Source organism: Derxia lacustris, from assembly GCF_002105195.1.
In the GTDB taxonomy this organism is placed as follows: Bacteria; Pseudomonadota; Gammaproteobacteria; order Burkholderiales; family Burkholderiaceae_E; genus Derxia; species Derxia lacustris.
Window position 1 is genome coordinate 427,389 of the sequence record NZ_MUHU01000008.1, and the last position, 20,754, is coordinate 448,142.

The following is a 20,754-nucleotide window of genomic DNA, read 5'->3' on the forward strand; positions in this document are numbered from 1 at the left end:
GGTAAACTCGCGCCCCATGACCGACCTCACTCACGAAATCAAACGCCGTCGCACCTTCGCGATCATTTCCCACCCTGACGCGGGCAAGACCACGCTGACCGAGAAGCTGCTGCTGTTCTCGGGCGCGATCCAGATCGCCGGCTCCGTCAAGGCGCGCAAGGCCAGCCGCCACGCCACCTCCGACTGGATGGAAATCGAGAAGCAGCGCGGCATCTCGGTCGCGTCTTCCGTCATGCAGATGGAATACCGCGACTGCGTCATCAACCTGCTCGACACGCCGGGCCACCAGGACTTCTCCGAAGACACCTATCGCGTGCTCACCGCCGTGGATGCGGCGCTGATGGTGGTCGACGCGGCCAACGGCGTCGAAGAACAGACGCTGCGCCTGCTCAAGGTCTGCCGCAGCCGCAACACGCCGATCCTCACCTTCGTCAACAAGATGGACCGCGAGGTGAAGGAGCCGCTCGACCTCATGGACGAGATCGAGCGCACCCTCGGCATGAGCCTGGTGCCGATGACCTGGCCGGTGGGCATGGGCAAGCTGTTCCGCGGCGTGATGGATGTGCAGCACGACCGCATGCGCGTGTTCCGCGCCGGCGCCGACCGCGTGGATGACGCCGATGAAGTCGTCGAGGGCCTGCACAGCGACGCGCTGCTCGAACGCTTTGGCAGCGAGTACGACAAGGCGCTCGACGAGCTGGGGCTCATTCAGGACGCCAGCCCGCCGCTCGACCGGCAGGCCTTCCTCGACGGCCAGCAATCGCCGCTGTTCTTCGGCTCGGCGGTCAACAACTTCGGCGTGCGCGAGGTGCTCGATGCGCTGGTGCAGCTGGCGCCGCCGCCCGGATCGCGCGTCGCGCAGGAGCGCGAGGTCGAGCCGGCCGAGCCCAAGTTCAGCGGCGTGGTGTTCAAGGTGCAGGCCAACATGGACCCGGCGCACCGCGACCGCATCGCCTTCGTGCGCGTGTCGTCGGGCGAGTTCTCGCGCGGCATGAAGCTGAAGGTCACGCGCTCGGGCAAGGAGATCCGGCCGCAGACCGTCGTCACCTTCATGTCGCAGCGGCGCGAGCTGGTCGAGCAGGCGGTGGCCGGCGACATCATCGGCATCCCCAACCACGGCACGCTGCAACTCGGCGACACGCTGACCGAGGGTGAGGCGCTCAACTTCACCGGCCTGCCGTTCTTCGCGCCGGAGTCGTTCCGCGCGGTCGAGATCAAGGATCCGCTGCGCAGCAAGCAGCTGCGCCAGGGCCTGCAGCAGCTTGGCGAGGAGGGCGCGATCCAGGTGTTCCGGCCGCATGCGGGCGGCTCGCTGCTGCTCGGCGCCATCGGCCAGCTGCAATTCGAAGTGGTGCTGCACCGCCTCAAGAGCGAATACGGCGTCGACGCGCGGCTGGAAAACAGCCGCTACCAGCTCGCGCGCTGGATCACCTGCGACGACGCCAACGTGCTGCAGAAGTTCATCGAGACCGAAGCCTTCCGCGTGGCCTGGGATGTGGTCGATGCGCCAGCCTTCATGGCCGCGCATCACAGCGAATTGCAGCTCGCGATGGAGCGCGCGCCGCAGATCAGGTTCCACGCCATGCGCGAGCACGGCGGGCGGGTGTTCCACAAGGAAGCCTGAACGGCGATTCGCCTGCTTTCGGGAGTGAAGAAACGGCCGGTCATCCGGCCGTTTCCGCGTCCGGTCGGCGCTGGCCCGAATGCCGGGCTGCGTCGATTGAATTCGCCGCAGGATCGCGGCGCAATTCGCCTATCCGATCGAACCCTTGACCGACAAGTCCAAGAAGAAATTCCGCAGTCGAGGGAATCGGTGCGCCATCACGGGCAATTTCTGCGGCATGCGGAATGTCCGTGAATAGTTGGGGCGTCGTGGCGGTTGGCAATTCCTTCCGGATCGCATTCAACTCCCCGCCATTGCCGTTCCATCATGAATTCAAGCGATATTCCCCAGGCCGATCCGGCATCTCCTCACGCCATTGCGGTAGTCGGAATTGGCTGCCGCTATCCGGGCGCCGCCGATTTGCGCGAACTGTGGGAAAACATCCTCGGCCGGCGGCGTCAGTTTCGTCGCATGCCCGATGTGCGGCTGCCGCTCGCCGAGTATCACGATGCCGATCCGGCGGCGGCCGACAAGACCTATGGCGACCGCGCGGCGCTGATCGACGGCTTTGCCTTCGATTGGCAGGCGCGCTTCGTGCCGCGTCTGGCCTATGAAACCGCCGATATCGCGCACTGGCTGGCGCTCGATACCGCAATCAAGTGCGTCGAGAATGCCGGACTCACGCGCAAGACCGCGCCGGGAGAAAAGACCGGAGTGATTCTGGGCAATACGCTGACCGGCGAGCACACCCGCGCGACCGCAATGCGGCAGCGCTGGCCATTTGTGCGCAAGGCATTGCGCGCGGCGGCCCGGGCACGCGGCCTGGATGAATCGGCAATTGCCGCGCTCGAATCGACGATGCAGGACTATTACCAGTCAGTATTCGCTCCGACGACCGAGGATTCATTGTCGGGCGGGCTGTCCAACACGATTGCCGGGCGGATTGCCAACTATTTCGACTTTCACGGCGGCGGCTATACGGTGGATGGCGCCTGTTCGTCGTCGCTGATCGCGGTGGCGACCGCCGCCGGCGCGCTCGCCAGTGGCGAACTCGACTTCGCGCTGGCCGGCGGCGTCGACATCAGCCTCGACACCTTCGAGCTGATCGGCTTTGCCAAGACCGGCGCACTCACGCCGGCCGACATGGCGGTCTACGACCGGCGCGCCAGCGGCTTCATCCCGGGCGAAGGCTGCGGCTTCGTCGCGCTGCGCCGGCTGGCCGATGCGCGCGCCGCCGGCGACCGGGTCTATGCGGTGCTGCGCGGCTGGGGCATCTCGTCCGACGGCAAGGGCGGGCTGACGGCGCCCAATCGCGATGGCCAGGCCACGGCGCTGCGGCGCGCCTATGCGCGCGCCGGCTATCCGGCGGCGAGCGTCGATTTCTTCGAAGGCCATGGCACCGGCACGCCGGTCGGCGACCGCACCGAAATCGAGGGCATTGCGCTGGCGCTCGAGGCCCACGGCGCCGAGGCGGTGGCGCGCGCGGCCGGCCAGCCGCGCCGGCACGGGCTGACCTCGTTCAAGTCGCTGGTCGGCCACACCAAGGCGGCGGCCGGCGTGGGCGGCTTCATCAAGGCGGTGCTGGCGGTCAACCGGCGCGTGCTGCCGCCGACCTGCGGCTGCGACGAGCCGAGCCCGGTATTCGCCGAGCGCGCGCCGACGCTGTTCCCGATCGTCCAGGGCGAGCGGCACCCGGCCGACGCGGTGCTGCGCGCCGGCGTCTCGGCGATGGGCTTTGGCGGCATCAACTGCCATGTCACGCTCGAATCGGGCGATGCGCCGGCGGCCGAGCTGGACGGCGCGCTCGACGAGCGGACGCTGATGGCGCATGCGCAGGACGGCGAGCTGTTCGTGTTCGACGCCGCGAGCGCCGCCGGTCTGCGCGCGCGGCTGGCCGAGCTGGTCGCGCTGGCCGACGGCATCGCGCTGGCCGAGCTGGCCGATCTGGCGGCCGAGCTTGGCCGCGCGGTGCAGGCCGCGCCCGCCGGCCCGCGCTGGCGCGCCGCGGTGCTGGCCGCCACGCCGGCCGAACTGGCCGAGCGGCTGGCCGCGCTCGATGCCGCGCTCATGGCGCAGCAGCCGGCGCCGGGCCGGCCCTGGAGCGATGCCGCGCGCCAGCTGTGGTTCGGCCAAGTCGGCGCCGCGCCCCGGCTCGGCTTCATCTTTCCGGGCCAGGGCGCGCAGCAGTTGCAGATGGCGCGCAGCCTGGTCGAACGCCACGGCTGGGCGCGCGAACTGGTCGCGTGTGCCGACCGCTGGCTCGCCGAGGTCGGCGCCGCGCCGGTCTCGCCGCTGATGTTCGTGCCGCTCGACCGCGCCGCCGACGGCGCCAGCCGCGAGGCCTGGGCCGCCGCGCTGGCCCGCACCGAGGTGGCCCAGCCGGCGATCTGCCTGGCCGCGCTGCTCTGGCTCACCCGGCTGCGCCGGCTCGGCCTCGATGCCGAGGTGCTGGCCGGCCACAGCCTGGGCGAGTTGGTCGCCTTCCATGCCGCCGGCGCCTTCGACGCGGAGGCGCTCATCAAGCTGGCCGCGCTGCGCGGCCGCGCGATGGCGGCGCCGGCGGGCACGGCCGGCGCCATGGCCAGCCTGGGCTGCGATGCGGCGCGCGCCGGTGCGCTGATCGGCGCGGTCGGCGGCTATCTGGCCATCGCCAATCTCAACAGCCCGCGCCAGACCGTGGTCTCGGGCGAGCGCGCCGCCATCGACGCAGTGGTGGCGCTGGCCCAGGCCAACGGGCTGACGGCGCGGCTGCTGCCGGTGTCCAACGCCTTCCACTCCGATTTCGTCGCGCCGGCGGCGCTTGCGCTCGAGCATTCGGCGCCGCTGCCGGCCCGGCCGCTGGCGCTGCGGGCCCGGCTGCTGTCGGGCATCGATGCGGCAGCGGTCGGCGCCGAGCTGGCGCTGGCGCCGCACTTCGGGCGCCAGATCACGGCCCAGGTCGATTTCGTCAGGCTGGCCGGCGCACTCGCCGCTGCCGCCGACCAGCTGGTGGAAGTGGGCCCGGGCCGGGTGCTGAGCGGCCTGATCCGCGATTGCACCGGCACCGAGCTGGCGCTGCCGGTGGCCGGCCGCGCGGGCAGCCAGCGCGATCTGCATGCGGTGCTGGCGCGCGCCTGGTGCGCCGGCGCCCGCGTGGACTGGGCCGAGCTGCAGGCCGACCGGCTGCTGCGGCCCTTCGTGCCGGCGGCGGCGCGCAGCTTCATCGACAACCCCTGCGAACGGCCGTTTCGCCCGAGCCGCGACTGGAGCGCCGAACCGGCGCTGGCCGGCGTCGGCGCCGCCGACCGGCCGCAGCGCATCGATGCCGAATTCCTCGCCGGCTATCTGGCGCGGCGGGCCGATTTCCTGGCCCAGGTGATTCGCGCCGATCTGCGCTTGCCGCCGGCACCCGGCACGGTGGCGGCGCCGGTGCTCGCGGCCTCGGCCGTCGGCGCGGGTGCCAGTGGCGGGCCGGTCGGTGCCGCCACCCTTGCTGTCGCCAGCGCCGGCGGCCCGAACGCCGCCGCGCCTGCCGGCCTGCCCGCCGCCGCGTCCCCCGCCGCGCCCGCCGACCCGCGTGCGGTCGTGCTGGCGCGGCTGATCGCGCTGGTGGCCGAGCGCACCGGCTTTCCGGCTGCCAGCATGCCGCCCGGTGCGCGCCTGCTCGACGACCTCAATCTCGATTCCATCAAGGCCGGCGAGCTGGTCGCGGCGGCCGCGCTCGACCTGGGCCTGACCGGCGGCGCGGTCGACGCCAGCCTGTTCGCCAACGCCAGCCTGGCCGAGATCGCCGACGCGCTGCTCGCCGCCGGCGCCGGCCGGACCGCAGTCGCGGCCGCGCCGGCCAGCGTCGCATCCGCCGCCGCATCCGCTGTCGCCGCCGCATCCGCCGCGCCTGCCGCGTCCGTCGGCGCCGCTACCGTCGCGCCGGCCGCCTCCGCCAGCGCCGACCCGACCGGCCTGCTGCTCGACCTCGTGGCCGAGCGCACCGGCTTTGCGCGTGCCGGTCTCGGCCCCCAGCTGCGCCTGCTCGACGACCTCAACCTCGACTCGATCAAGGCCGGTGAGCTGGTGGCCGCCGCCGCGTCGGCGCTCGGGCTGGCCGGCGCGATCGATCCGTCGCTGTTCGCCAATGCCTCCATCGCCGAGCTGGCCGACGCCTTCGCCCGGCTGGCCGGCGCCGAGCGGCCGTCCGCGCCGCCGGCTCCGGCCGCAGCTGAGGCGCCGGCAGCGTCTGCCGCAGCGCCGGCGTCTGCCGTCCCGGCGGCGACCGGCGCCGTCGCTGCGACCGCCCCGATCGCGCCGGCCGCCGCCGCGCCCCGGCCTGGCTGGGTCCGCGCCTTCCGCATGCGGCCGGTCGCCGAGCCGCTCGCCGCCGCGCCGGCCGACTGGACCGGCGCGCGCGTTCTGGTGCTGCACGACCCGGCCGATGCCGCGCTGGCCGCCGCCTTCCAGCGCGCGCTGCTCGCGGCCGGCGCGGCCGAGGCGCTGTGCCTGAGCCATGCGGTCGCGGCAATCCGCCACAGCCATGCCGAGCCCGCCTTCACCCATCGCATCGGGCTGCTGCCGCGCCAAGGCGCCGCTGCGCCGACGCTGGCCGACTGCGTCGCGCGGTTGCAGCCGTTTGCCACGCTGCCGCGCCGGCCGGGGCCGGGCAGCGCGCTGGCGCTGGTGCAGTTCGGCGGTGGCGATTTCGGCGCCAGCGCCGGCGCGCTCGACCAGGTCGGCACGGCGGCATTCGCGGCCAGCCTGCATCTCGAACGGCCCGATCTGGCGCTGCGCGCGATCGATGTCGATCCGGCGCTCGACGACGCCACGCTGGTGCGCGCGGTGCTGGCCGAGCTGGCGGCGCCGGGCGGCTTTGCGCGCGCCGGCTACGACCGCGCCGGCCGCCGCAGCGTGCCGCGTCCGCAGGTCGAACGGCCGGCCGACTGGCCGGCGCGCGGGCTGGACTGGCAGCCGGGCGAAGTGGTGCTGGTCACCGGCGGCGCGCGCGGCATCACCGCCGAATGCGCGCTCGCGCTGGCGCGCCGGCACCGGCTGACGCTGGCGCTGGTCGGCAGCTCGGCGCCCGAGGGCGAAGTGGCCACCACGCTGGCGCGGTTTGCCGCCGAAGGACTGACGGCGCGCTACTTCCGCTGCGACGTGAGCCGCGCCGACGCGGTGAGCGCGCTCGTCGCCGAGGTCGGCGCCACGCTCGGGCCGGTCGCCGCGCTGGTGCACGGCGCGGCGGTCAACCGGCCGCGTCGCGCCGAGCAGGTCGATGGCGCCGCCGCGCTGGCCGAGATCGGGCCCAAGCTCCAGGGCGCGCTCAATCTGCTGGCCGCGCTGGCCGCCACGCCGCCCCGGCTGGTCGCCGGCTTCTCGTCGATCATCGGCGTCACCGGCATGACCGGCAACGCCTGGTACGCCTATTCCAACGAGTCGCTCGACCTGGCGCTGCGCCGCTTTGCCGCCGCCCATCCGGGCACGCAGGCGGTGTCGATGGCCTACAGCGTGTGGGCCGAAGTGGGCATGGGCGCGCGCATGGGCAGCACCGACGCGCTCGCCCGCATGGGCATCGAGGCGATTCCGCCGGCCGCCGGCGTGGCGCATTTCCTCGACCTGATCGAGCGCGATCCGGGCTGCTCGCAGATCGTGATCGCGGCCCGGCTCGGCGGGCTCGACACCTGGGCGCCGGCCTGGCCGCCGCGGCCGGCCGCCGCGCGCTATCTCGACCAGGTGATCGACTTCACGCCCGGCGTGGAGCTGGTGCTGCGCACCCGGCTCACGCTGGCGCGCGATCCCTACGTGGCCGACCACATCTACAAGGGCTCGGCGCTGTTCCCGACCGTGTTCGGGCTGGAGGCGATGGCCCAGGCCGCCGCCTGGCTCACCGGCCGGGGCGAGATCGCCGCGCTGACCATCGAGGACATCCGGCTCGACCGGCCGATCGTGGTCGATCCGGCGCACGGCTGCCTCATCGAGCTGCGCGCCCGCGTCCTCGACAGCGCCGATCCGGGCCAGCCGGCGCCGGTGGAAGTGGGCATCGCCACCGAGGCGACCGGCTTTGCGCGCGCGCATTTCGCGGCGCGCTTCGTGTTCGACGCCACGCCGCCGGCGCCGGTCGCCGAGCCCGAACTGCCGGCCGCGCCGCTGCCGCTGCGGCCCGCCACCGATCTCTACGGCTGGCTGCTGTTCCAGGGCCCGCGCTTCCAGCGCCTGCGCCAGATCTGGCGGCTCGATGCGCGCGAGCTGGTGTTCGACGCCGAGCTGCGCGATCTGGCGCCGGCGCCCGGCCGCGACGAAGCCTGGCTGCTCGGCGATCCCTATTTCCGCGATGCGCTGCTGCAAACGCCCCAGCTCATCGTGGCCCGGCATCTGAGCCTGCCGGTCCACATCGGTCGCATCGAGATCGACGATCTCCGGCTCGTCGAGCCCGGCCGGCGGCGCGGCGTCGCGGTGCTCGACCGGCCGGCCAGCGGCGTCGGCGACCAGATGCTGACCCGCGTCTGGGCCACCGACGGCGCCGGCCGCGTGATCGAGCGCCTGAGCGACTACCGGCTGGCGGTGCTGGAAGACAAGCCCGACGCGCCCACGCCCGACCGGCTCGCCGCGCCCGAGGCGCATGACGCCGACCGGCTGGCGCAGGCGCTGACCGAGGCCGCGCGCAGCCTCGGCCATGCCGCGCCGGCGCTGGCCTTTGGCTGGGGCGACTGGCACGGACTCGACGCGCCGGCGCGGCAGGCGGCGCAGGCGCCGCTGATCGCGCGAGCGCTGGCCGGCGCCGGACTTGGCGCCGCCACCGTCGAGCGCGATGCCGAGCGCCGGCCGCAGCTGGTCGGCGTCGCCGGCGACCTGTCGATCGCGCATGACGAGCACGGCTGTCTGGTAGTGGCCGGCAGCGCGCGCCAGGGCTGCGATCTCGCGCCGCTGCTGCAGCGCGACGGCCGCGCCGGCTGGCTGGCGCTGCTCGGCGCCGCCCGCGCCGCGCCGCTCGACCGGCTGGTTGCCGACGGCGACAGCCTCGATCTGGCCGGCACCCGGCTGTGGGCCGCCAGCGAAGCCCTGCGCAAGGCCGGCGGCGCGCCGCTGCACGATCTGCGTCCGACGGTGCGCAGCGGCGCCGGCGTGCTGCTTGCCGGCAGCGCCGGCGACGGCGTGCCGCGCACCGTGCTCACGCTGGTCTGGCGCGGCATTCGCGGGCCGCAGCGCATCGTGGCCGTGGTGCTGGCCGAGCCGGCGCCGCGCGCGGCGGCAGCGCTGCCGGCGCTGGCCGATCCGCGCTTCGCCGGCTTCGACGGCAGCGTCTACAGCGCCGCGCCGGTCGACGGGCCGCAGGGCCAGGTCGGCTTCGAGCTGCGCTTTCCGCTCAGCTTCCGCGAGACCGCCTATCCGAGCCGCTCGCTCTACTTCACGCATTACGCGGTGTGGATGGGCAAGTTGCGCGAGGCCGCCTGCCAGCCGGTCTACGACCAGCTGGTCGACCAGTTCAGCACCGGCCGCTGGGGCATGGTCACCAACCGCTCCGAGACCCGCGTGCTCGGCAGCGCCAGCGCGCACGACATCGTCGCCGGCCGGTTCTGGATCGACCGGGTGCACGGCAGCGACGGCTCGACGCTGGAACTGTGCTTCGAATGGAGCGCCGAGCGGCCCGACGGCCGGCGCGAGCCGATCGCGCTCAGCCGCATGGGTGCTACCTGGGTCGAGATCCTCGATCACGGCATCGTCCAGGCGCGGCCCTTCCCCGACTACTACCAGCGCTTCATCGACCGCGCGGCGCCGGCCGGCGCGGGCGCGGGCTGGAACACCGGCCAGCGCGCCGATCCGGGCCGGCTGCTGCGCGCCGTGCCGGCCGGGCCGGCCGCCCGCGTGCCGCTGGCCGAGGAGGTGTTCGACACCACGCTGGAAGACGCCAACCTGGTCGGCAACATCTACTTCGCCAACTACTACCTGTGGCAGGGCCGCTGCATCGACCGCTATTTCCAGCGCCTCGCGCCCGACCTGTATCGCGGCACCGCCGAGCAGGGCGAACTGCGCTGCGCCTGGACCCAGGTCGACCATCTGCGCGAAGCCATGCCGTTCGACCGCATCGTCGTGCGGCTGTCGCTCGGCGCGGTGCATGAGCACGGCGTGCGGCTGCTGCTCGACTACTTCCGCGCCGATGCCGACGGCCAGCGCCACAAGCTCGCCTGGGGCGAGCACGACGCGGTCTGGATGCGGCGCGACGCGGCCGGCGACTGGCAGCCGGCGCCGCTGCCCGAGGTGTTTCTCGGCGCGCTGCTGGCGCAGGCGCCGGTCGCCAGCGCGGCCTGAAGCCGGTGCCGGTCGCGCCTGCGGCCGGCACCGGCGGCTGCCGTCAGTTGCGCGCCGCCGCCGCGCTGCGCGACTTGACGCCGCCCTGCTCGTCGCCGATCACCACTTCCACGCGCCGGTTCATCGCGCGGCCGTCGGCGGTGGCGTTGTCGGCCACCGGATAGCTCTCGCCCAGGCCTTGCGTCATCACGCGGTCGGCGGCGATGCCCTTGAGCAGCAGCGCCTGCTTGATCGCCTCGGCGCGGCGCTGCGACAGCTGCTGGTTGTAGCTGTCGGAGCCGATCGAGTCGGTATAGCCCTCGACCGAGATCTTGCGTTGCGGGTTCTCGTTGAGGAACTCGGCCAGCTTGTCGATCCTGGGCGCGGCCGACGGCGCCAGCGCCGCGCTGTTGAAGGCGAACAGCAGGTCGCCGAAGGTCACGACCATGCCGCGATCCGACTGCTGCGCTTGCAGGCTCGACAGCTCGGTCTTCAGGCGCTCGGCCTGGGCTTGCGCCTGGCTGGCCTGGGCCTGGGCCTGCTCGGCCTGCATGCGGGCACGGTCGGCTTCGGCGCCGCGTGCCTGCAGGCGGATGCGGTCGGTCTCGGCCTGCACGGTCTTCAGCCGCTCGGCGTCGGCGCGCGACTGGGCCACGGCCAGCGCCACGGCGGCGCGGCGCGTGGCCAGCTCGCTCTGATGGCTGGCTTCGGCCTCGTCGCCGTCCTGCACCCAGGCGGCGTCGGCGCGCTTGAGCGCTTCCTTGGCGTCGCGCAACTCGTTGGGCGCATAGCTCACGGCCGCCGGGCTGGCGTCGGCGCGCATCACCTCGGCGCGCGCGGCTTCGATCTGGGGATTGGCCTTGGGCGCGGAGGCGCAGCCGGCAAACGCCAGCGACAGCGCGAGGGCGGCGGCACTCAGGGCCAGGCCCGGACGGGCAAAAACGGTGCGATTGGCATTCATGCTGTTCTCCCTGGGCATCAGCGGGCGGCGCCGCGATCGATTTCGCTGCGCAGCGCGTCGAGCGACTTCTGCACATCGGTGACGGCCTGCTGGCTGCCGGCGGCGCGGGCGGCGGCCAGCGCGAGGCGGGCGTCGGCATCGGCCAGTTCGGCCTGGCGGCGCGCGACGACGTAATCCTTGTTGTCGAGCGCGCGGTTGGCGGCGGCGATCTCGTCGCGCGCCCGGCTCAGGGCGGTGGCGGCGACCGGGTCGGTGATGGGCTGGGCGCTGGCCTGGTCGAGGCTGGAGCGCGCGACCGCCAACTGGGCGGTGGGCGGCGGCACGCTGGCGCAGGCGCCAAGGCCGGCAGCGAGGACGAGGCCGCCGAGCAGGCTGGCGGCGCGGACGCGAGAGGCTTCCATGGGCAACTCCTGTTCTTGTGGGGAAAGGTCGCCGATCCGGTGGGATGGGGTGGGCACATGGTCGCGAGACCGGGCGGCGCGGGCTGTCGTCGGCCGGTGCGGCGGGCGGTCGGCCGGCGCCGCAGTGCCGTGTCGGCCGGGCTGGCGCGCGGCACCGGCCTTGTCCTACACGCCGCCGCCATGAAAAAAAGGCGGACCCGCCAGAGCGGGCCCGCCTTTCTCGTGCGTCGCGGCCGAAGCCGCTTCGATCAGTTCGCCAGCTTGAGCGCCTTGCTCGCCGGCAGCCGGATCTTGATGAACTCGTTGTCGTCCGGCGCCTTGGCGCCCACATGGCGACCGACGCTGAACGGATAGTTGTTGTCGTTCATCACCAGCAGCGTCTTGCTGTCGAGCACCAGGATGTCCTCGATGGTGGTGAAGGGCATGCCGAAGGGATCGCCGACGGCCACGTCGCCCGTGAGCGCGCCGACCGCGCCGAGCTTGTTGGGGTCGAGCAGCTTCATCAGGTCGACCAGCTCGGTCTTGGTCACATAGTCGCCGGCGGCGCCGAAGCCGATCTGGAACAGCTTCTTGAAGCCGTTCACATCGCCCTGGCTGGCGTCGCGCTCGATCACGATGCCTTCGGTGGCGTTGAAGGTCGTGAAGTCGCCGATGTTGGTGCCCTTGGCGTCGAGCTTGTACTTCCACTGCTTGCCGGTGTAGGCCTTGGTCGTGACGTTGAACTCGCTGATGAGCAGCGTCTTGCTGTCGGCGCCGGTCAGCGGCTTTTCGAGCAGCGGATAGAGCGTCTTGCCGTCGGGGCTGATGGCCATGCCTTCAAAGCCGCCCGAGGCTTGCGAACGCACCGGATTGCTCACGACGGTCGAGCGGTAGGGCCAGTACAGGCCGGCCATCCACGGCGTGTTGGCGCCGTTCTCGTCCTGCATGTTGGTGCCGTCGTCGGTGTTGGCCGGGTCGCCGTAGATCGGGAAATCGCCGAACAGGTAGACCGTGCGGATGGCCGGGAACTTCTCCTGCGCGCGGATCAGCGTGCGGAAGTCGAAGCTCTGGATGTCGGCGCGGTCGGCCATGTTGTTGGCCAGGATGATGCCGGCCAGCGTGTCGACCATCTGCTCGTAGCCGACGGTGCGGTCCTTGTAGGCGATGCCGTGGGCATCCTTGTCGCTGCGCGGATTGACCTTGGTCTCGATGTTGAAGCGCACGACCTTGGCATTGGCGACGCGCACGGCGGCCTGCGGATGGCTCTTGCCGGCGCCGGTCTCGTAGTAGGCGATGTAGGCCGTCACGAGGTCGAACAGATCCTGCGTGCGCGGCAGCACATAGGGGCTGATGTAGCCCTTGGTCGCGGCCAGCGCCACGCTCACCGGCGACAGCGACAGGTCGTTGACCTGGCCGGCGCCACGGAAGGTCTTGTCGCAGATGAAGGTCGATTGCAGATCGGCGGCGGTGCGGTTGCGGATCAGCACTTCATCGGCAAACGCGTAGGCGGCGCCGTCGGCGCGGCGGCACTTGCCCGATTCCAGATACGGGTCGTGCTTGATGACCGACACGCCGTCGAGCGTGATGCCGCTGTCCGTCTCGATGGTGGTCATGAGGTTGTCGAGCGCCGCCTCGTAGGCCGGCATCGTGTTCTCGGGGCGCAGGTTGCGGCCGCCGCGATGGCCTTGCGCATCGAACTTGGTGATGTCGATGCGGCCGTCGGCCAGCAGGTAGTCGCCGGCCTTGCCGTCGTTGTTGGCGTCATAGGCCGCGACGGCGGCGTAGAGCAGGTCGGGGCGGTCGGAAATCATGCCGTTGACGCCGGCCTTGAGCAGCTGGGTCATCTGGGCGCTGTCGTTCACCGTCCAGGTCACGACCTTGTAGCCGCCCGACTGGATCGAGGCGATGTCGTGGATCTCGGAAGTGGCGACGGTCAGGCCCGGCTGCGGATTGTTGCCGCGCGCGTAATGGGCGTTGGGGTCGCTCTTGACGCCGTTGCGGTTGTACTTGAGCTCGACGTAGTACGGCGAGAACACCGGCGTGCGCGTGCCGCCGTGGGCGAAGGCGTGGGCGCGCACCGCATTCATGATGCGCAGCGGCGTGGCTTCCTCGTTGAGCGGGCTTTGCGGCGAGCGGATCTTCTTGCCGGCGTTTTCGTAGTCGGGCAGCTCGATCGGCGTGTCGAGCACGACGCCGTTGGCATCGGTGTGGATCAGGAAGGGGCCGAACTCGTCGCCGAACCACAGCGTGCCGTCGGCGGCGCGACGCAGCGACTCGATGTCGAAGTCGGCGCCGGTCAGCACGCGGTCGGTCGTGAAGTGGTTGACGATGGCCCAGGGCACCTTCTTGTTCGGGTCGCTGAGCTGGATGAAGCCATTGATCGTGACCTTGCCGCTGCCACCCGAGGCTTCGCGGTAATCGGCCGACACCTTGTAGACGCGCAGGTTGAAGTCGGCCGAGTTCTCGATGCTGCCGTAGCCGTTGTCGGGCATGGCGAGCAAGCCGCCGCTGCCATCGGGGATGACGGCCGAGAAGCCCTGCACCGGCTGCCTGGCGAACGGGGCCACGGCGCCGTTGGTATCGCCGGTGATGTACTGGGCCGACTTGGGGCCGTCGGCGAAGGTGGCGGCGGGCAGCACGGCGCGGCCGAGCAGCGTGGGCGCGCTGACGTCGCTGTCGTTGTTGTCATCGCTCGAACAGGCGGCGATCGACGACAGGCAGACAAGCGCTGCAACAGTCGTGAGGCGCGCCCAGTGCGGATGGGGCAGGGACATGGCTTCTCCTGATGGTCTTGTGACAAAAGTCGCAAGCGTCGGGGGCAGCAATGTCCTGGCAATGAAGGTCTGGCGACAGCCGCAAGTCAGCGGCGGCGGCCGCGCGCCGGATCGACTCAGCGGCCGCGATAGAGCGTGAGCGGGCTCGGCTCGGTGCCGGGCGCGACGGCGTCGACCGATTGCACCTCGAAGCGGGTGCGCGGAGCGTCGGCGCCGCTGTCGGGCACGGTGGCGGCGGGCGCCACCAGCATGCGGGCGCCATTGGGGCCGGTTTCCTCGCGCAGGCCGGCGGGCGGGCTGGCGATGACCGGCGTGCCGGCCTTGCGCTCGGGCGCGGCGGGATCGCGCAGCACGCGCACCGTGCGGCCGTTGACGATGCGGCTGTCGAAGGCGGGCGGCGCGCTGCGGTTTGGTGTCGTGCTGGCGCCGCTCGCGGGCGGAGCTGCGGGCGGCTGGCCGGGCGCGCCGGCTGCCGGGCTGGCGGCAGCACCAGCCGGGCGCTGGCTGGCGGCGGGCGGGTCGAGCACGAGCATGCGTCCGCCCGCAACCGGCACCGCGTGCATCGCCGGTGCTGGCGCCGGCGCGGCCGCCGGACCGGGCCGGGGCGCGGCGGCTGGCGGTACGGGCGCCGTCGGGTTGGGTGCGAGCCTGGGCTCGACCGCACCGGCAGCCAGGCTCAGGCCCGCCAGCAGCGCGCCGACGCCGGCGTGCATCGCGCGGCGCGTGGTCACGGCAGCGTATGACCCGAGATCAGGCCGGTGCAGGTCGCGCGCACGCTGTTGTCGGTGTGGAAGACGTTGAACTGCACGCCGTTGCCGGTCGGCGCGCCGAAGCTGCCCGAATCGGAGAACAGCTTGACCATGGCCGAGCCGGCCCAGTTGTAGCCGCCGAAGGGCGCCGCGCCGAGCCGCACCATGTAGAACGGCACCAGGCTGTAGCCGACGGTGCTGTTCGAACCGACGTTCTGCGTGACCACCAGATAGGGCGTGGTGAAGCTGTCCGCCGCCGACGGCGTGGTGCAGATCAGGCTCACGTATTCGAGGAAATAGCGCTTGCCGTTGTTCAGCGTGAACTGCACGAAGCCGTTCACATAGGGCGTGTCGAGCGAGCCGCTGGCCTGCAGGAGGAAGGGCGTGCGGTCGGGGTTTTCCACGTCGCGCATGGGCGTGGAGTACTGGGCCGACGCTTGGGCGGCGGCGATGCCGAATGCAAGCGCGACGGCGGTCTTGAGCAGATGGGTGGGGCGGACGGGCATGGTCGATCTCCTGGCGGTTGTGATGTTTCAGCGGGCGTTGCGGCGCGAGCGCGCCACCAGCAGCACGGGCAGGCCGAGCGCGAACAGCAGCGCGAACGGCGCCTCGGGCACCGGCGCGGCCAGATAGGCGAGGCCGCCGTTGACGAAGCCGCTGCCGAGCGGCTTGCCCAGATCGCTGAGCGAGCTGGCACCGGCGAGCGAGAAGCCGTACAGCGACGAGGCGCCGAAGCCGTCGTTGGCGATGGTCACGAAGCGGTTGCTGGCGGTGTCGAAGGCGAGCCCGCCCTGAAAGCCGAGGCTGCCGTCGCCCAGGTCGAACAGCGTGGTGACGGTGGGCGTGCCGCCGGCCAGATCGATGCGCGAGAAGCGCCGCTGCACGCCGAATTCGTCGCCGCCGATGGCGTAGAGCGCGCCGGCATTCCAGGTCAGGCCGCCGTAGAAGCCGCTGCCCAGGCCGCCGAGCAGGCTGGCGCCGCCGCTGCCGACGCTGTAGAGCGACGACGCGCCGGCGCTGCTGGAGCCGATGGCATAGAGCTGCGAACCGCTGGCCGCCAGCCCGCCGTAGAAGCCGCTGCCGAGCGCCACCGTGGGCGCCAGCACCGACGGCGTGGTCGGCAGGAAGGACGTGAGGAAGGAGTTGCCGAAGCTGTCGTTGCCGACGGTGTAGGCGCGGCCGGTGCTGGCCAGGAAGGCCAGGCCGTTGAAGGCGAGGCTGCCATCGCCAAGGTCGGTGCCGGCGCCGAGCGGATCGACCGCGCTGAGCGTGCGACCCACGCCGTTGGCGTCGCTGCCGATGGCGTACAGCGTGCCGGGCGAGGTGATGGCATGGGCATCCGCGGCGACAAAACCGGCCGCGAACACGGCAGCGGACAACAGGCTGGACCAGCGCTTCATGGAGTTCTCCGGGCAGCGGCTGGCACGAGTCTGTGTTGCCGCTAGTTGTCTGAATGTGTGAGAAATATCACTAGATAATTCCTATTTTTTGCGGGCGTGGCTTGCATTTCCGATGTGAGGCGAAGGGCGCACCGCCGGTCGGAAATGGGCAGGTCAGGCTTGGCCGGATGTCTGCGCCGGCCGCGGATTCGCGTTAACCGGCCAGCCGGAAGCGTTCGACCAGCAGCGTGAGTGCGCGCGCCTGCTCGGTCAGGCTGTGCGCGGCGGCGGCGGTCTGCTCGACCAGCGCCGAGTTCTGCTGCGTCATGCCGTCGAGCGAGCCGACCGCGCTGCTCACCGCGCCGAGGTCGCCGCTCTGGGCCTGGGTGGCGCCGGCGATGGCGCCGACCAGCGCGTCGAGCCGGGCCACGCCGGCGACCACGCTGTCCATGCTGGCGCGGGCTTCGGCGGCGATGCGGTGGCCGTCGTCGATGCGCTCGACCGAGTCGCGGATCAGGGCGCGGATCTCGGCGGCCGAGTCGGCGGCGCGCCGGGCCAGTCCGCGCACCTCGGTGGCGACCACCGCAAAGCCGCGCCCTTGTTCGCCGGCGCGGGCCGCTTCGACGGCGGCATTGAGCGCGAGCAGATTGGTCTGGAAGGCGATGCCGTCCATCGTGGCCACGATGTCGCCGATGCGGCCCGAGGCGGCCGCGATGCCGCTCATGGTGTCGACCACGCGCGCCACCACGGCGCCGGCGGCGTCGGCATTGCGGGCGGTTTCGGCGGCCAGGCTGCGCGCGGCGGCGGCGCCGCTGGCGTTGTCGCGCACCGCCTGCGCCAGTTGGTCGAGCGAGGCGCCGGCCTGTTGCAGGCTGCCGGCGGCGCGTTCGGTGCGCTGCGACAGGTCGAGATTGCCGGCCGAGACCTCGCCCGCCGCATGTTCGATGCCGCTGGCGCGGTCGTGGATGCTGCCGACCAGCTTGCGCAGCTCGCCGGTCATGGCGCGCAGGGCGTTGAGCAGCCGGGCCACGTCATGCCGGCCGCGCGCTTCGATGGTGAGCGCGAGATCGCCGCCCGCCACCGCCTCGGCGATGGCGATGGCCTGTTCCACCGGCCGCTGGATCGAGCGCGCGATGACCGCGCCGAGCGCGCAGAAGCCGGCCAGCGCGGCCAGCGCAAAGCCGGCCAGCAGCAGCCGGGTGCGCTGCGAGAAGGCGGCGGCCTCGGCGACCGCGCTGGCGGCGGCGGCCGTCATGTCGGCATGCACGGCGTCGAGCGCGGCCTCGGCCACATGGGCCGATTTCTTGGCCGGCTGCACCGCGTCGGCGGCGATGCCGGCGTCGAACAGCCGGCCGGTTTCCACGTCCTGGCGCACCGCGAGGAAGGCGCGCCGGTAGCTCGCCACATTGGTCAGCGCTTCGCGCAGCCGGTCGCGGTCCTGCGCCGGCAGCGCCGGATCGGCGGCCACTTCGGCCAGTTCGTCGAAGCGGCGGGCGGCATCGTCCCAGCGCTTGAGATAGGGCTCGAAGCGCTCGGGGCTGCCGACGCCGAGCAGGATGTCCTTCTCGTAGCGGCGCAGCTGCATGAGCTGCTGGCGCAGGTTGGCGACGGCGTCGCTGCGATGCAGTGCGGCGAGCATCGACTGCTGGCTGGCGTCGAGCCGGCGCAGCGCGTCGAAGCCGACGCCGCAGACCAGCACGAGGCCGAGGGCGCAGCTGCCGAGCAGCAGTGCCAGTTTCTGGCGGATGGAAAGTCGATCGAGCATGGCGGCGGGCAAGGGGAGAGGTCGGGGATCGTCCGAGTCTCGGCTGCGGCGGCCGCCGGCCATGGGCCGAGCAGGTGCGGCGCGGTCCGGCTGTTCGTGGTCTTTGCAGTCAGCGCTTGCCATCGCGCGGTCACACGGTGCGCGCAAGCCACGATGGCGTGGCGCCGGCGGCTTGTCTGCGCTGGCGCAAAGTCGCCGCATCGCGGCCGGCCGGCGTCGCTTGAATTGCCCCTGGTGAGCCGCATCTGCCGTTCATCGAAGACTCACCGGGTCACACAGAACACATCATGCGAATCGACAAGCTCACCACCAAGTTCCAGGAAGCCCTCGGCGATGCGCAGAGCCTCGCGCTCGCGCACGACAACCAGTACATCGAGCCGGTCCATCTGGCGGCGGCACTGCTGGCGCAGAACGAAGGCAGCTCGCGCTCGCTGCTGCAACGCGCCGGCGTCAATACCGGCGGGCTGGCCAAGGCGCTCGATCTGGCGATCGACAATCTGCCGGCGGTCAGCGGCACCAATGGCGAGATCAACCTGGGCCGCGACACGACCGGGCTGCTCAACCTCACCGAGAAGGAAGCGCTCAAGCGCGGCGACCAGTTCGTGGCGAGCGAGATGTTCTGGCTCGCGCTGGCCGACTTCAAGGGCGATGCCGGCCGCGTGGCCAAGGACAACGGCCTGTCGCGCAAGGCGCTCGAAAGCGCCATCGACGCGGTGCGTGGCGGCGACGGCGTGGGCAGCGCCGATGCCGAAGGCCAGCGCGAGGCGCTCAAGAAGTACACGCTCGACCTGACCGAGCGCGCGCGCCAGGGCAAGCTCGATCCGGTCATCGGCCGCGACGACGAGATCCGCCGCGCGATCCAGATCCTGCAGCGCCGCACCAAGAACAACCCGGTGCTGATCGGCGAGCCGGGCGTGGGCAAGACCGCCATCGTCGAGGGCCTGGCACAGCGCATCGTCAACGGCGAGGTGCCCGAATCGCTCAAGAACAAGCGCTTGCTGGTGCTCGACATGGCGCTGCTGCTGGCCGGCGCCAAGTACCGCGGCGAATTCGAGGAGCGGCTGAAGAGCGTGCTGACCGACATCGCCAAGGACGAGGGCCAGACCATCGTCTTCATCGACGAGATCCACACCATGGTCGGCGCCGGCAAGGCCGAGGGCGCGATGGACGCCGGCAACATGCTCAAGCCGGCGCTGGCGCGCGGCGAGCTGCATTGCATCGGCGCGACCACGCTCGACGAATACCGCAAGTACATCGAGAAGGACGCCGCGCTCGAACGCCGGTTCCAGAAGGTGCTGGTCGACGAGCCGAGCGTCGAAAGCACCATCGCCATCCTGCGTGGCCTGCAGGAGAAGTACGAGGTGCATCACGGCGTCGAGATCACCGATCCGGCCATCGTGGCGGCGGCCGAGCTGAGCCATCGCTACATCACCGACCGCTTCCTGCCCGACAAGGCCATCGACCTGATCGACGAGGCGGCGTCGCGCATCAAGATGGAAATCGACTCCAAGCCCGAGGTGATGGACCGGCTCGACCGCCGGCTCATCCAGCTCAAGATCGAGCGCGAGGCGGTCAAGCGCGAGAAGGACGAGGCCTCGATCAAGCGGCTGGAGCTGATCGAGACCGAGATCGAGCGCTTGCAGAAGGAATACGCCGACCTGGAGGAAATCTGGACCAGCGAGAAGGCCAGCGTCCAGGGCTCGGCCCACGTCAAGGAGGAGATCGAGAAGATCAAGGCCGACATCGTCAAGCTGCAACGCGAGGGCAAGTTCGACAAGGTGGCCGAGCTGCAATACGGCAAGTTGCCGGCGCTCGAAGCCCAGGCCAAGGCGGCCGAGGCCGGCGGCGTGCCCAAGCGCGAATTCAAGCTGCTGCGCACCGAAGTCGGCGCCGAGGAAATCGCCGAAGTGGTGTCGCGCGCGACCGGCATTCCGGTCAGCAAGATGATGTCGGGCGAGCGCGAGAAGCTCATCCACATGGAAGACGCGCTGCACAAGCGCGTGATCGGCCAGGACGAGGCGGTGCGGCTGGTGAGCGACGCGATCCGGCGTTCGCGCGCCGGGCTGGCCGACGAGAACCGGCCGTCGGGCTCCTTCCTGTTCCTCGGCCCCACGGGCGTCGGCAAGACCGAGCTGTGCAAGGCGCTCGCGATGTTCATGTTCGATACCGAAGACGCGCTGCTGCGGGTCGACATGAGCGAGTTCATGGAAAAGCACAGCGTGGCGCGGCTGATCGGCGCGCCGCCCGGATACGTGGGCTACGAGGAAGGCGGCTATCTGACCGAGGCGGTGCGGCGCAAGCCCTACAGCGTGATCCTGCTCGACGAGGTGGAGAAGGCGCATCCCGACGTGTTCAACGTGCTGCTGCAGGTGCTCGACGACGGGCGGCTGACCGACGGGCAGGGCCGCACGGTCGACTTCAAGAACACCGTGATCGTGATGACCAGCAACATCGGCTCGGAAATGATCCTTGCCGAAGGCGGCCAGACCACCGACGCCGACTACGAGCGCGTCAAGGGGCTGGTGTGGCAGGAGGTGAAGCAGCATTTCCGGCCCGAATTCCTCAACCGCATCGACGAGGTGGTGGTGTTCCACGGGCTCGACCAGAAGAACATCGAGGCCATCGCGCGCATCCAGCTCAAGCGGCTGGAAGCCCGGCTGGCGCGCATGGAGCTGGGCATCGACGTGTCGGAAGAGGCGATCGCGCGGATCGCGCTGGCCGGCTTCGATCCGGTGTTCGGCGCCCGTCCGCTCAAGCGCGCGATCCAGCAGCAGATCGAGAACCCGGTCGCGCGGCTGGTGCTGGAAGGCAGGTTCATGCCCAAGTCGACGATCCCGGTGCGCGTCGAAGGCGACCGCTTCGTGTTCACCGAATGAACGCGCGCCCGCCG

General features: G+C 71.5%; 10 protein-coding genes. 3 read left to right on the top strand and 7 right to left on the bottom strand.

The features are described from left to right. The first annotated feature begins 16 nt into the window (after nt 1–16). Nucleotides 17–1,624 (top strand): peptide chain release factor 3, encoded by a 1,608-nt coding sequence (locus B9P64_RS08660; RefSeq protein ID WP_085315805.1) that lies wholly within the window; start codon nt 17–19, stop codon nt 1,622–1,624. A gap of 306 nt (nt 1,625–1,930) precedes the next feature. Then, on the top strand, nt 1,931–9,877 hold the full coding sequence (locus tag B9P64_RS08665; RefSeq protein ID WP_085315806.1) for a type I polyketide synthase: 7,947 nt from the start codon (nt 1,931–1,933) through the stop codon (nt 9,875–9,877). A 43-nt stretch (nt 9,878–9,920) separates the two neighbouring features. On the opposite strand, the gene B9P64_RS08670 is transcribed toward B9P64_RS08665, so the two are convergent. The 7 genes from B9P64_RS08670 to B9P64_RS08700 form a co-directional block, all read right to left on the bottom strand. Beyond that, on the bottom strand, nt 9,921–10,817 hold the full coding sequence (locus tag B9P64_RS08670; RefSeq protein ID WP_085315807.1) for an OmpA family protein: 897 nt from the start codon (nt 10,815–10,817) through the stop codon (nt 9,921–9,923). A 17-nt stretch (nt 10,818–10,834) separates the two neighbouring features. Next, nucleotides 10,835–11,218: a DUF4398 domain-containing protein gene (locus B9P64_RS08675; RefSeq protein WP_085315808.1), complete on the bottom strand. Its 384-nt coding sequence runs from the start codon at nt 11,216–11,218 to the stop codon at nt 10,835–10,837. A 248-nt stretch (nt 11,219–11,466) separates the two neighbouring features. Then, nucleotides 11,467–13,971 (bottom strand): esterase-like activity of phytase family protein, encoded by a 2,505-nt coding sequence (locus B9P64_RS08680; RefSeq protein WP_085315809.1) that lies wholly within the window; start codon nt 13,969–13,971, stop codon nt 11,467–11,469. Nucleotides 13,972–14,087: 116 nt separating this feature from the next. Next, complete coding sequence (locus B9P64_RS08685; protein ID WP_139826211.1) at nt 14,088–14,684, bottom strand: hypothetical protein; 597 nt, start codon at nt 14,682–14,684, stop codon at nt 14,088–14,090. Between the two features lie 14 nt (nt 14,685–14,698). Continuing rightward, nucleotides 14,699–15,226 carry a hypothetical protein gene (locus B9P64_RS08690; RefSeq protein ID WP_085315811.1) on the bottom strand — a complete coding sequence of 176 codons (528 nt, stop codon included), beginning with the start codon at nt 15,224–15,226 and terminating at the stop codon, nt 14,699–14,701. Nucleotides 15,227–15,253: 27 nt separating this feature from the next. Continuing rightward, nucleotides 15,254–16,120 (bottom strand): hypothetical protein, encoded by an 867-nt coding sequence (locus tag B9P64_RS08695; RefSeq protein ID WP_085315812.1) that lies wholly within the window; start codon nt 16,118–16,120, stop codon nt 15,254–15,256. Between the two features lie 193 nt (nt 16,121–16,313). Further along, nucleotides 16,314–17,864, bottom strand: a complete 1,551-nt coding sequence (locus tag B9P64_RS08700) for a methyl-accepting chemotaxis protein (RefSeq protein WP_139826212.1) — start codon at nt 17,862–17,864, stop codon at nt 16,314–16,316. A 287-nt stretch (nt 17,865–18,151) separates the two neighbouring features. Here B9P64_RS08700 and clpB point away from each other — a divergent pair, with 287 nt between their 5' ends. Further along, nucleotides 18,152–20,740: an ATP-dependent chaperone ClpB gene (gene clpB, locus B9P64_RS08705; protein ID WP_085315814.1), complete on the top strand. Its 2,589-nt coding sequence runs from the start codon at nt 18,152–18,154 to the stop codon at nt 20,738–20,740. Nucleotides 20,741–20,754: the final 14 nt, after the last annotated feature.

Excerpts from the sequence above, each read along its gene's own strand:
- clpB (WP_085315814.1), top strand. The coding sequence starts at position 18,152 with ATGCGAATCGACAAGCTCACCACCAAGTTCCAGGAAGCCCTCGGCGAT.
- B9P64_RS08685 (WP_139826211.1), bottom strand. The coding sequence starts at position 14,684 with ATGCACGCCGGCGTCGGCGCGCTGCTGGCGGGCCTGAGCCTGGCTGCC.
- B9P64_RS08690 (WP_085315811.1), bottom strand. The coding sequence starts at position 15,226 with ATGCCCGTCCGCCCCACCCATCTGCTCAAGACCGCCGTCGCGCTTGCA.
- B9P64_RS08670 (WP_085315807.1), bottom strand. The coding sequence starts at position 10,817 with ATGAATGCCAATCGCACCGTTTTTGCCCGTCCGGGCCTGGCCCTGAGT.
- B9P64_RS08675 (WP_085315808.1), bottom strand. The coding sequence starts at position 11,218 with ATGGAAGCCTCTCGCGTCCGCGCCGCCAGCCTGCTCGGCGGCCTCGTC.
- B9P64_RS08660 (WP_085315805.1), top strand. The coding sequence starts at position 17 with ATGACCGACCTCACTCACGAAATCAAACGCCGTCGCACCTTCGCGATC.
- B9P64_RS08700 (WP_139826212.1), bottom strand. The coding sequence starts at position 17,864 with ATGCTCGATCGACTTTCCATCCGCCAGAAACTGGCACTGCTGCTCGGC.
- B9P64_RS08665 (WP_085315806.1), top strand. The coding sequence starts at position 1,931 with ATGAATTCAAGCGATATTCCCCAGGCCGATCCGGCATCTCCTCACGCC.
- B9P64_RS08680 (WP_085315809.1), bottom strand. The coding sequence starts at position 13,971 with ATGTCCCTGCCCCATCCGCACTGGGCGCGCCTCACGACTGTTGCAGCG.
- B9P64_RS08695 (WP_085315812.1), bottom strand. The coding sequence starts at position 16,120 with ATGAAGCGCTGGTCCAGCCTGTTGTCCGCTGCCGTGTTCGCGGCCGGT.